Below are 11109 nucleotides of genomic sequence, written 5' to 3'. Positions count from 1 at the left end.
GCCCTTATCTTGAAGGCTGTTCAAAACAGAAATGGATTGCGAACGCTTAGTCATTTAAGAATCCCACCCGTCAATCCGTAAGGATTCGGGCTTGCGACTTTAGTCGTGGGAATCTCAAATACGAATATATAAGTTCCAATGTTTTTCTTAAATTAGAAGTCCATCCTAATGCATAGATGGAATATACAATATCAAAATGTTCTTCTGGAATATTTAGCTCCTCTTCCATCGCACCACATATTAACTTTGGATTCCAATCTTTTAGCGTTTCATTTGCTGTTTCAATTTGTGTCTCTGAAAGATCGAGCCCCCACAACTCTTTCGCACCACGCTCCGCCATATATTCCAAAGAATGTCCACTACCACATCCGATATCTAGAACCGTTTTATTCTCAATTAAATCAAACAAATGAATTTCATCTTCTGATGCCGTATACGGTCCATATTTAGGTAAACAATCTACTTGAAAAAAATGAGGTGCTACTACGTCCCAACACTTTTTATTCACTTGTAACATTTCTGTTTGTTCCATACTTTGCATTCCCCCTTCGTTCTCTTCCACCAGTACTTTTTATACGTGATGGCCTCATTTTCCTTTCAGATTGATGATATTCGCTAACAAAAAAAGAGTAGCTTCTCAGCTACTCCCTTTTCTTACGATGCATGCTCATCTTTCTTCTTCTTCATTAACGCTCTCTTCTTCATCGCCTTCGTCAAGTATCCACCTTTAAACGAACGGATTTCATAAGAAGACATAAACGCTTTCGGTGCAATTTCATTAATAATTTCTAAAAGTTCTTTTTCTCTTGAACGCTTCGCAACGATATCTAAGCGATAACGTATAGAATTTATTCCTTCACCTTCAAATACTGTAACGCCAAATCCAGAGTGGCGTAATTCATTTACTAATTCATTACAACGGTCTAGTAAACTAACTTGATACGTAATATATCCAATTGCTAATTTATTCTCTATATAACCGCCTAATAATAGTCCCGCACTAAAGCCGATGACATAGGCAACAATGTTCATCCAATTTGATAAATCTTGAAATACAATACCTAAACTGACAATGTAAATTGCTCCTTCTAACAATCCTACACCTGCAGCGGATCTTGTTTGATTCTTTACAAGCAAAATCGTACGGATTGTTAAAGTTGGAACGTAAATAATTTGAAGCACAAAAATAAGTAACGCTTGTAACATTGGTATCCACCTCTTTCGCAAATTCTTTTGTCATGATAACATACATAAGCTTTAGAAATCGATGGGTTTTTTAATTTTTTTTCATACTATTGAAATGCCTCAAAAATAAGCGTATTATATTTGGCGTAAATCCGATAAATACCAGTAAATCACTCGTATTATATCATTTATTTTTAAACGCAAAAAAGGAACCAGATTAGGTCCCTTTCCTCATAACTCTATGTTTTTCGAAGCATGTTCTCTTTGTTTCTCTTCTTCTTTTACTAGCTGCATATTTGCATAGGCTAAATTCGCAATCATTAAAAAGTGTCCACCTAATATTCCAGTACCAAATGCCCACATTTCCATTTCATGCTCAATTTCATACATAATGATAGCCCCTAATATTGCGGCTGCAAATCGGTTTAGAACTCCTAATCCAGGAGCCTTTTCTTTCATCACAATACTTCTTCCTAATTTTTCAACTCTGCGAGCTAATAACCAAAGACAGTATGCACTTACAGCTAATCCAATACCGAATCCTGTCACTTGTTTTCCAAACGGAGTAACCGCCCACATTAGTAGTAAACCACTAAAGATCGTATACAATTGTAATCGATATACACGTAAGGCTACTTGAATCAAAATATCCGCTCCTAATTTCACATTTTATTATGTGTCAGAAGAAAAGCAGCAACTTACACAGTTGCTGCTTTCTCTTGTTCTTGTTCATGATCCATTTTTTGAATTTCAACACGTTTAATTTGATAAGCATCTTTTTCTAACACTTTAAATTCATAGCCTTCTGCTTCAACGCATTGTCCTTCTTCGATTTCATGATTTTGCATCATAATCCATCCACCGATTGTATCTACATCGTCTTCTTCAATGTGTAATCCAAACAAATCTTTTACTTCTGTGATAAGCACTTTTCCATCAACAATTTTATGATACTCGTTCACATGTTGAATTGGTGGTGCTTCATCTTCATCATATTCATCACGAATTTCGCCGACGATTTCCTCCAATATATCTTCAAGCGTTACAATTCCAGCTGTTCCTCCGTACTCATCATATAAAACAGCCATTGGAATTCGCTTCTTCTGCATTTGCAGTAATAAATCATGAATTGGAGTCGTTTCCATAACTTCAATAATCGGACGCATATACGTGCGAATCGATGATAAATCTTCTTGATCGTTGTTCATATATCGAATAAAGAAATCTTTTACATTGACCATACCGATAATATCATCTTTATCTTCTCCAAAAATCGGATAACGTGTGTATCGTTCATTTTGGATTACTTTCATGTGTTCTTCTACTGAATCTTCAAGATAGAAACCAACGATTTCTGTACGCGGTACCATGATTTCTTTCGCAATGCGATTATCAAATTCAAAGATATTATTTACATACTTGTATTCAGCTTGATTAATTTCTCCACTTTCGTAGCTCTCTGAAAGAATAAGACGTAACTCTTCTTCTGTATGAGCTACTTCATGTTCAGAAGCTGGCTTCAAACCGAATAAACCAGTTACAACACGAGCAGAACCATTCAATACCCAAATAAATGGATACATAACTTTATAGAATATCATTAACGGACCTGCTAATAACAATGTCACTTTTTCAGCTTTTTGAATTGCCATCGTTTTCGGAGCTAATTCCCCAACTACAACGTGCAAGTACGTCATCGTCATAAATGCAAGACCAAATGTTACTACTGATGAGATAGAAGGATTTAAGTTCCATTTCTCAAATAACGGGTGTAATAATTTTTCTATCGTCGGTTCACCTAACCAACCAAGTCCCATCGCTGTAACTGTAATACCTAATTGACAAGCAGATAAATATTCATCTAAATTTGTTGTTACCTTTTTCGCTGCTAACGCACCGCGTTTCCCTTCCGCAACAAGCTGATCAATGCGACTTGAACGTATCTTAACAATCGCAAACTCTGCTGCTACGAAAAATCCAGTAAATGCGATTAAAATCGCAACCATGACTAAATTAAATATTTCCAATGAATCCCCTTAGTTAAAAAACTAAGGTGTCCACCTCCTGTATACTATAATGTTTTCTTATTTGTTCGTTAGAAAACATAGCCCGATACAAAAATTAAAGAGGTCGGATTTCACTTATTCTATAATAATAGAATAAGTGTCTGTATTAAAGCTGTCGTTTGACCTGATAAAGATTTCGATATTTTTTCACGTTGTGAATCAGTCAATTCATCTAAAAGAGGCTTTAACTCCGTTAGCTCTGCTTCTAATCTATGAATATGGTCTGTCACTTCATTCACTTGTTTCGAAACGTGTTCATTGATACCGAGCAGCTTTTTCTTCTCCTCGATTCTCTCTTTAATCTCACAAAGCGGCATATGCATTTCTTTGCACTTCTCAATAAATTGTAATGTCTCAAATGCTGTTTCGTCGTAATAGCGATAATTAGATTGAGATCGCTCCGCTTTTAAGATTCCTAGATTCGTATAATAATCAATCGTTCGTTTCGACACGTGAGCCATGAGAGCCAACTGTCCGATTCGATACACCTTCCCAACGATCTTCCCCCCCTTGTTTATATTACTATTATCATACAATACATAAACTGTACAGTCAAACGTGACGGTTTGTTATTCACATTGTATACACAATTCCATAACGCTCTACAATAATCAGAAAATTAAGTTATAATATCATTATAAAAGAAGAAGGGAGGCTACGCTCATGTACTACAACACTTCATTCGAAAACGATCAACCTGTAGGCCGTCTATAATCTAAGACGGGCATTCATATAATAAAGTGAAACTTTAATCAGTGGGGGTTTTCTTCATCCCCCACTGATTATTAGCCTTCACCAATCGGGCATTTACGGGCAGTTGATCCACCGCCTAACTTCTTTGCTTTCGCTGAATTTTGAGGTGGGAGTTTTACTGCCCGTTAATGCGGGACAAGTGCGCTATGCCTCGTCTTAGGGAATAAATCATAACCCTAAAAATAGACGGAGGTCATTCAAATGAAACAAACAATTTTAGGAGCTATATGTTTATCACTAGCAGCAAGTATTTGGGGAGGTATGTACGTCGTTAGTAAATACGTACTCGACTTTATCCCGCCACTTACACTCGTTTGGCTACGCTTTATTATCGCTTTTGTTGTTTTATATGTGATTTTGAAAACAACTGAAAAAAAGCAAAAGAAAAAAGTAACCATACACAAAAAAGATTGGCTATTATTCGCTTGGATTGGCTTCATCGGATACTTCATTTCGATTACATGTCAATTCATCGGGACAAAATTATCCGACGCTCATACAGGCTCTTTAGTAACATCAGCTACACCTGCATTTATGGTTATATTTGCAGCGCTTATTTTAAAAGAAAAACTAACCACTCGTAGACTTTTATCTACTATCATAGCGACAATCGGTGTCATTATCGTTATCGGATGGGATATTGAAATCGGCTCCTATTTTATCGGTACAATCATTTTAGTTGGAGCCGCTATTACTTGGGCTTTACTATCCATTTATGTAAAAATCGCTTCAGTCCGATTTTCATCTTTAGTTATTACAACGTATGCAATATTCTTTTCACTCTTTTTTATTACACCTTTTATGATATGGGAATTCCAATCAAGTCCTATTGAACATATAAACATGTACGTACTATTAGGCGTACTCTATTTAGGTATCGTCTCAACCGCAGGTGCATTTTTCCTTTGGAATAAAGGATTAGAATTAATGGATGCTAGCATCGGTTCATTATTTTTCTTCTTCCAACCTATCGTCGGTTCAATACTTGGCTGGCTCCTATTAAATGAGACGTTAAGCAGTAACTTTTTCATTGGTGGTATCCTTATTATATGTAGTGTTCTAATTACTACTTTTGAAAAGCAAAAATAGTATAAAAAAACAGGCAGAGACTTAGTCTCTGCCTGTTCGTATAAATATCCAAACTATTTCACTCCATACTCTTTACGCAGACCAATGCGCTGGTCGAGACAACACTTTCGGTAATTTCGTATGTTTGTCCCCTTTCGCCGCATTAATTTGGACTTGCGTAAGAAAAATACTATTGGTAAAATCTGCTCCTCTAATATCTGCATCTCGCAAATCTGCTCCGATGAGATCCGCTCCCCTTAAATTTGCATCTCGTAAATTAGCCGCAATAAGATAAGCTCCTCTTAAATTTGCTCCTTGTAAATCCCTCTTTTTAAGGTTAGCTCCCATAAGATCTGCTCCGCGGTGACTGATTCGTTTTTTACGTGCAGCATTCATTTCCTTCCATACTAATTCACTCGTCTCTAGAAGGAGAATGTTCACTTCTGCACGGTGTAATGACACATTTACTTCCATTAACTCATCTGGACTTAAATTAGAAAGACGCTCAGTCTCTTCAATTGCTTCCTTCAGCTCTTTATGAATTGTCTGCGTCGCCTTTAATAGAATAGCCTCATTCAAATACCACAGCATTTCATGAAGCTGATGCATAACCGGAAAAGCATCATACATTTCTCTCGCATGCTCGGCATCTTTCCGCCAATCAATTCCTTTAAACGTAACTTGAGAAATCTTTTGTCCAGCACCGAAACATTCAAATACTGTACAACCTTTATACCCTTTTCCTCTAAGATCTCTATGTATACTACATTTATAATCTGATTGTAAATTTGTACAAGGTTTACCACCATCTTTATTCACCGCAAAATCTACTGATGCTGCAAACGGTAATGCCACACAACATAATCCAAAACATTTTTCACAATCTGCTTTTAAACTATTGTGATTTACATCCTCTTCTACATGAAAATAATCGTTATTATTAGTCAAAATATATACCCCCTGTTGTCTTTTGACTATTTCATAATATTCCAACTGCACTAAATAATCAATTTAAAAACAAATGGACCTATTTCATTTCAAACAACAACATAATCCATTTATTTCTTTTCATTTAAAAAGGACACACACTACAATATTAATTATAATTAAATTAAGAACTTTCGAATAACAAGGAGGATTACGATGGCATTAGAAATGAAAACAAACTGTCAAATTTGCGACCATTCCCTTCAGCCCGATTCTGAAGCATACATATGCGTGTATGAATGTACATTTTGTGCACCATGTACAGAGGAAAGACAAAACGTTTGCCCGAATTGTGGCGGCGAGTTAGTACGTAGACCGAAAAAGAAATAATAAAAAGGCAAAAACGAACAGGAATATGTTCATTTTTGCCTTTTTATTTAACCTTTAAAATTACTTCTATTATTGATTTAAATGATTTTTAACTGCTCTTATAACCAATTCATGATCTACTTCTGGTGGTAATCCTGAGACTGTTATCATCCCAATAACCCCTACGTTTTTTATTTGGATAGGAAAGCATCCACCAAACGCAGCATATTCCGAGCCATCTAAACGGTATTTTTCATGATATGGAACTCCGCTTATTTCACTTTCTATCTGCATATAATACGAGCTATGATTATGCAGGGAAACGACCCGTTTTTTACGCTCAATCCATTTCGTATTTTCCTCAGTTGTCCCTGTCATCTTGAAATGAAATAATTGCACACCATTTTTTGCTATATCAACAGCAATCAATTTCCCCTCTCGCTTTGCTGTTTCAACGATAAATAAACCTAATTGCAAGGCATCTTCATTTGTAAAAGAGGAAAATTGAAGTGTTTCCTCCTCTATTAAAATTTGTTTACTTATTTCACTCAAATTTGAAGTGCTCATATCTTTAACCTCCCTAATCGTTTTATACCACATTGGCATTTTTTGAAATTCTCTATAGTACCGTAAAGCTTGTTTTCTTCTTACTGGTGCTATTATGAATTATATTTAACTCATTAAAAATGTATGTACTTTAAAGTGCTATAGGTACTAAACATTTAGTACAGGAATCGTCTACTTCTGTGATTCAGCTAATTCATTATAAGAAGTACAAAAAAAGCAAAGCGCCCACGCTTTGCTTCTTACAGAATTCCTTTTAACTTTTCACAAATTAACTTCGCTAAATACTCATAACCTTGTGGTCCAAAGTGTAAACCGTCTTTTTCATCATCTTTTACGAATATTTTATAATTTTCTTCTTGAATCATCTCAGCATATAAATTGAGAAAATGGCTCCCTGTTTTTCTTGCTACTTCCTCTACCACCGCTGCATACTGACCGAGTATTTCATTTGTTCTATTACGTTGTCTTTCTTCATCAACTGGTGCAGGACTAATAAGTAATACTTTTTCTGGTGAGATCGCACTTAAAATTTTCTCTAAATTTTCTTTATATGCTTGTAATGGAACTTGAGCAAAAGAAACTGCATCATTCGTACCAAGAAAAACTGTTATAAAGTCTGGTTTATATGATAATACATCATCTTCAATCCTATTTAACGCATCGAACGTATTATCACCCGGAACACCTGCATTAACCACTTTCCAATTTGGAAACATCTCTTGCAAACGTGGTGTTAACCTCGGCGTTCCATCAAAAAATGTTTCATCAGCTGTAATACTATCCCCAAAGCATACTAACGTTTTCATAAAGCTAACTCTCCTTTTACGTATGAAACAGCTTTCCTTCTATCGCTTTCATATATCTTTCCGCAGACCGTTCAACTGCCTCATTTGCATGTTCTTTCACTACTCGGTGAAAGGCATTATATAGACGATTAAACTGTAACGGTTTCACTCGATTCGCCATTTCTTCCACTTTCCTTGCTGGTAGTGGAATTAAGTTTGGATAGCTGTACATGAAGCTCACCCACTGTTGATCCGCTACAACTTGAATAATATCACCTGTTAATAAAATACCTTTCCCATCATTTCCTTCTTCCCAGTGTAATACAGAACCGCCGCTAAAATGTCCTCCGAGACGATGAACAGTAATTCCATCCGCTAATCGTAAAGACTCGCCAGCCCAATAAATGATACGACTACTCGGGCGCATTACCCACTCTTTGTCGTCTTCGTGTATATAAATTGGTACATCAAATATTTCTGCCCATTCTACTTGTGTTGAATAATAATGCGGATGAGATAGTGCAATCGCATCTAATCCGCCCCACTCTTTTATCTTCTCAATTGTCGTTTCATCTAAATAAGTAATACAATCCCATAGTAAACGATATGACTCTGTTTTTACTACAAATGCCGTTTGACCGATCGCAAATTCTGGTTTTGTCGTAATACTATAAAGCCCATTTTCTTCTTCTATAATTTCATTTTTATATGTATCACTCGTTTGCAAGTTTTCTAAAGTCGTCCAAGACTGCCCTTTCGGATTAATATATTGTCTCTCCTCATCACAAATAAGACAACTTACCGGTTCTTCTACACTCGCTGCATACTGAACGCCACACGTTGTACAAACGAAATTGTTCATAGTCATTCTCCTATCCCTTTAATTTTTTATTAAGCTGATATTTGTTGATAGTTTTCTTCTTTTTTATTTTCAATTGATAAGCTGAATTTCCCTCACTCCAAATGATCTTCATTTAATCTAGTAATTTCTATTGAATTGTCTCTTTCTTTTAACTTACGAGCCAAACTTTCCACACCAAATACTTCTGTAAATGTGTGACTACCTACAATTAAGTTAATGTCTTTAAATTTCGCATGTTGTACTGTATATAATGTTTTTTCTCCTGTTATGTACGTATCACAACCTTTTTCTAGTGCACGCTCAATAAGGTCTGTATTATTTCCTGCACCTGTTAAAATCGCAATCCGTTTTACTGGCTTATCATGATTTTTCCAACTCTTCACTTTCTCTTCCATTCTCTCTTCAAGTTTTCCAACTAAGTTTGAAAAGGGAATCGCTTCTTTATATTCTCCTATTCCCGGTAGCTCTTCTTCCTCATACGTGGAATATTCCAGTATTGTATCTATCCCAATTTCGTTAAATAACGACGTACACGTGCCAAACTTTACAAAATCTAACGGCAAATGAATCCAAAAATGATTCATTTCATATTCTTTTAATTTTTTAATACAAGCCTCTTCCATACCGAATAAAAAACTCCACGGCGCATGATGTGTAAGTATCATATCAACCCCATTTTGATATGCTTCTTCAATCGTCTCTAGCGTCAAATTTGTCGTGTAACCTATTTTGTGAAATTCCTCTTTACTAATGTGAGTGAAACCATACTCGTCATCACCGTATTTATTAAGATGCTCTTCAAAAAGAGATGTAATATGTTCTTTAAACTGCGTTATATTCATTTTCATTTCTCCTTTCTTCTACTTTTATATTTCAAAAATAAGGAAATACTATGTAACGACGTTACATACATATAGGAGGACAATATGAAACCTGAATTTTTAAAAGCTATACATGAAGCGATTGGAAATGTTGAACATATTCATATAGAAGAAAGTGGTGCAGATAGTTTACTCATTCATCACGATGATGCACAGCAATTAAAACAAGTTGCTGAAACTTTAGAACATAATAATTTCCGCTCTACTATTAGAACAGCTGGGGATGCTTCTTATATTGAAGTGTTGAACAGGTAATGAAAGTCCGGATATATTCCGGTCTTTCTTCTATATCTTCAATTATTACTGCATTTGATAATCTATTTAACATTTTTTGAAAGACCTAAATGCATTTTGAATAATTGAAAGATCGTACATTACCATTTCAATTCACCTACACCCGGCTCAATAAACTTCCCTGACACATCCTCATTCGAATGTATTATCCAATCATATATATTTTGAGCTCCTTCAGCAGGAGTCATATTCGCATCAGAAGCACCAATGTCCGTCTTTAATTTCCCTGGATGAATGGCGGTTACACGAATTCCTTTATCCGCAAACTCTTGCTGTAAACAGAGAGTTAACATATTTTGTGCAGCTTTCGCAATTCGATATGAATACGAAAACTCTCCTTGAGGAAACTCTTTGGCCGCCATTTTATGTAATGAACCCAATCGAGAGGATATATTGATAACTCTCGGATGGTTCGACTTAGTTAAAGCCGGATATGTACCTTTTATAGCTCGAATAACACCTAAACAATGAACGTTAAATAAGTCCGTTAACTCTTCTGAATTGGTACGTAAAACCTCAGTTTCCTTTCCAGTAATTCCAGCGTTATTTATAACTAAATCAATATACTCTGTATACTCCTCAACTTGCTTCTTAATACACTCAGTACTCTCATCATCTGACAAGTCTGCTAATATAGGAAAACATCTAGAAGAAAACATCTGTTTTAACTGTTCTATCGCTTCCACACTTCTAACTAGCGGATAAACGATATGCCCATTCTCATGAAATACTTTTACTAACTGTAACCCTAATCCTCGATTTCCACCTGTAATAAGTACCCTCATATATCCGTCTCCTTATTTTTATAATAAATAAGAAAATCTGCCCACTTACCATTCCCCATAGAAAACGCCTCTCTCATACATTCAAATGAAAAACCAGCTCTTTCTGCCAAACGAACGGATGGCTCATTATCAACATGTATATGTAATTCGATTCTATGAAAATGAAGGCCATTAAAAAATAACGGCAGCGCAGCTATTACACTTTCTACTCCGTATCCATTTTTCCAATATTGATTATGAATAGAGTAGCCCATCATTGCCCATTGATAGTCCATACGTAAAATTTTTATAAGTTCTAGCTTTCCAATATTGGCGCCATCCTCTTTCTGAAAAATACCTAGAACGTACATTTCATCCCGTCGTGCCGCCTCATCAAATCCTCTTATCCATTCCGTGAACCATTCCTTTGTTGAAGACGACATGTCATGATAGCCATCATCGTATTTATATTGAGATGGTAACCTCTTATTGAATCCATCTAACCAACTTTCATAATCCTCTTTTTGAAATGGACGGATAATCAGTCTCTCTGTCTCTACTTGTAATAGTGGCAGCTTCATTTATATC

General features: G+C 35.7%; 14 protein-coding genes and 1 pseudogene. 3 read left to right on the top strand and 12 right to left on the bottom strand.

What is annotated here, in order from left to right; all coding sequences use genetic code 11:
• Positions 1 to 112 precede the first annotated feature (112 nt).
• The 5 genes and pseudogenes from AB3X48_RS12360 to AB3X48_RS12340 form a co-directional block, all read right to left on the bottom strand.
• Positions 113 to 532, bottom strand: a pseudogene (locus AB3X48_RS12360) (class I SAM-dependent methyltransferase); the annotation flags it as partial.
• A 122-nt stretch (positions 533 to 654) separates the two neighbouring features.
• Positions 655 to 1206 (bottom strand): DUF2179 domain-containing protein, encoded by a 552-nt coding sequence (locus tag AB3X48_RS12355; RefSeq protein ID WP_002110919.1) that lies wholly within the window; start codon positions 1204 to 1206, stop codon positions 655 to 657.
• A gap of 210 nt (positions 1207 to 1416) precedes the next feature.
• On the bottom strand, positions 1417 to 1830 hold the full coding sequence (locus AB3X48_RS12350) for an ATP synthase subunit I (protein WP_002110920.1): 414 nt from the start codon (positions 1828 to 1830) through the stop codon (positions 1417 to 1419).
• Between the two features lie 53 nt (positions 1831 to 1883).
• Entirely contained in the window at positions 1884 to 3212 is a 1329-nt protein-coding gene (locus AB3X48_RS12345) for a hemolysin family protein (protein WP_002110921.1), read from the bottom strand.
• Positions 3213 to 3331: 119 nt separating this feature from the next.
• Positions 3332 to 3739 (bottom strand): MerR family transcriptional regulator, encoded by a 408-nt coding sequence (locus AB3X48_RS12340; protein WP_033710905.1) that lies wholly within the window; start codon positions 3737 to 3739, stop codon positions 3332 to 3334.
• A gap of 466 nt (positions 3740 to 4205) precedes the next feature.
• Between AB3X48_RS12340 and AB3X48_RS12335 the strand changes: the two genes are divergently transcribed.
• Positions 4206 to 5093 carry a DMT family transporter gene (locus tag AB3X48_RS12335; protein ID WP_016105517.1) on the top strand — a complete coding sequence of 296 codons (888 nt, stop codon included), beginning with the start codon at positions 4206 to 4208 and terminating at the stop codon, positions 5091 to 5093.
• A 72-nt stretch (positions 5094 to 5165) separates the two neighbouring features.
• Here the strand turns inward: AB3X48_RS12335 and AB3X48_RS12330 are convergent, their stop codons facing one another.
• Positions 5166 to 6020 (bottom strand): pentapeptide repeat-containing protein, encoded by an 855-nt coding sequence (locus tag AB3X48_RS12330; RefSeq protein WP_016105518.1) that lies wholly within the window; start codon positions 6018 to 6020, stop codon positions 5166 to 5168.
• Positions 6021 to 6215: 195 nt separating this feature from the next.
• Here AB3X48_RS12330 and AB3X48_RS12325 point away from each other — a divergent pair, with 195 nt between their 5' ends.
• Entirely contained in the window at positions 6216 to 6389 is a 174-nt protein-coding gene (locus AB3X48_RS12325; protein WP_001162783.1) for a DUF1272 domain-containing protein, read from the top strand.
• A gap of 69 nt (positions 6390 to 6458) precedes the next feature.
• On the opposite strand, the gene AB3X48_RS12320 is transcribed toward AB3X48_RS12325, so the two are convergent.
• From AB3X48_RS12320 to AB3X48_RS12305, 4 genes are all read right to left on the bottom strand, one after another.
• Positions 6459 to 6935: a heme-degrading domain-containing protein gene (locus tag AB3X48_RS12320; RefSeq protein WP_002199830.1), complete on the bottom strand. Its 477-nt coding sequence runs from the start codon at positions 6933 to 6935 to the stop codon at positions 6459 to 6461.
• Positions 6936 to 7174: 239 nt separating this feature from the next.
• The gene (locus AB3X48_RS12315; RefSeq protein ID WP_016105519.1) at positions 7175 to 7741 is read right to left on the bottom strand and encodes an SGNH/GDSL hydrolase family protein; all 567 of its coding nucleotides are present in this window, start codon (positions 7739 to 7741) and stop codon (positions 7175 to 7177) included.
• 16 nt (positions 7742 to 7757) lie between these two features.
• Complete coding sequence (locus AB3X48_RS12310; protein WP_016105520.1) at positions 7758 to 8582, bottom strand: MBL fold metallo-hydrolase; 825 nt, start codon at positions 8580 to 8582, stop codon at positions 7758 to 7760.
• A 92-nt stretch (positions 8583 to 8674) separates the two neighbouring features.
• Positions 8675 to 9424 (bottom strand): Nif3-like dinuclear metal center hexameric protein, encoded by a 750-nt coding sequence (locus AB3X48_RS12305; RefSeq protein WP_367959593.1) that lies wholly within the window; start codon positions 9422 to 9424, stop codon positions 8675 to 8677.
• Between the two features lie 84 nt (positions 9425 to 9508).
• Between AB3X48_RS12305 and AB3X48_RS12300 the strand changes: the two genes are divergently transcribed.
• Positions 9509 to 9718, top strand: coding sequence for a hypothetical protein (locus AB3X48_RS12300; protein ID WP_002066340.1), 210 nt, complete (start codon positions 9509 to 9511; stop codon positions 9716 to 9718).
• Positions 9719 to 9837: 119 nt separating this feature from the next.
• Here the strand turns inward: AB3X48_RS12300 and AB3X48_RS12295 are convergent, their stop codons facing one another.
• Positions 9838 to 10542, bottom strand: coding sequence for an SDR family NAD(P)-dependent oxidoreductase (locus AB3X48_RS12295; RefSeq protein ID WP_016105522.1), 705 nt, complete (start codon positions 10540 to 10542; stop codon positions 9838 to 9840).
• On the bottom strand, positions 10539 to 11102 hold the full coding sequence (locus tag AB3X48_RS12290) for a GNAT family N-acetyltransferase (RefSeq protein WP_002199821.1): 564 nt from the start codon (positions 11100 to 11102) through the stop codon (positions 10539 to 10541). Before AB3X48_RS12290 ends, AB3X48_RS12295 begins: the two co-directional genes overlap by 4 nt.
• Positions 11103 to 11109: the final 7 nt, after the last annotated feature.

Source organism: Bacillus sp. S4 (assembly GCF_040838205.1).
GTDB lineage: Bacteria > Bacillota > Bacilli > Bacillales > Bacillaceae_G > Bacillus_A > Bacillus_A cereus_U.
This window is presented reverse-complemented; position numbering and strand designations above follow the sequence as displayed.

What these genes read in the sequence shown, in the direction of transcription:
- AB3X48_RS12355 (WP_002110919.1), bottom strand. Translation starts at nt 1,206, where the DNA reads ATGTTACAAGCGTTACTTATTTTTGTGCTTCAAATTATTTACGTTCCA.
- AB3X48_RS12320 (WP_002199830.1), bottom strand. Translation starts at nt 6,935, where the DNA reads ATGAGCACTTCAAATTTGAGTGAAATAAGTAAACAAATTTTAATAGAG.
- AB3X48_RS12335 (WP_016105517.1), top strand. Translation starts at nt 4,206, where the DNA reads ATGAAACAAACAATTTTAGGAGCTATATGTTTATCACTAGCAGCAAGT.
- AB3X48_RS12310 (WP_016105520.1), bottom strand. Translation starts at nt 8,582, where the DNA reads ATGAACAATTTCGTTTGTACAACGTGTGGCGTTCAGTATGCAGCGAGT.
- AB3X48_RS12315 (WP_016105519.1), bottom strand. Translation starts at nt 7,741, where the DNA reads ATGAAAACGTTAGTATGCTTTGGGGATAGTATTACAGCTGATGAAACA.
- AB3X48_RS12290 (WP_002199821.1), bottom strand. Translation starts at nt 11,102, where the DNA reads ATGAAGCTGCCACTATTACAAGTAGAGACAGAGAGACTGATTATCCGT.
- AB3X48_RS12300 (WP_002066340.1), top strand. Translation starts at nt 9,509, where the DNA reads ATGAAACCTGAATTTTTAAAAGCTATACATGAAGCGATTGGAAATGTT.
- AB3X48_RS12325 (WP_001162783.1), top strand. Translation starts at nt 6,216, where the DNA reads ATGGCATTAGAAATGAAAACAAACTGTCAAATTTGCGACCATTCCCTT.
- AB3X48_RS12305 (WP_367959593.1), bottom strand. Translation starts at nt 9,424, where the DNA reads ATGAATATAACGCAGTTTAAAGAACATATTACATCTCTTTTTGAAGAG.
- AB3X48_RS12295 (WP_016105522.1), bottom strand. Translation starts at nt 10,542, where the DNA reads ATGAGGGTACTTATTACAGGTGGAAATCGAGGATTAGGGTTACAGTTA.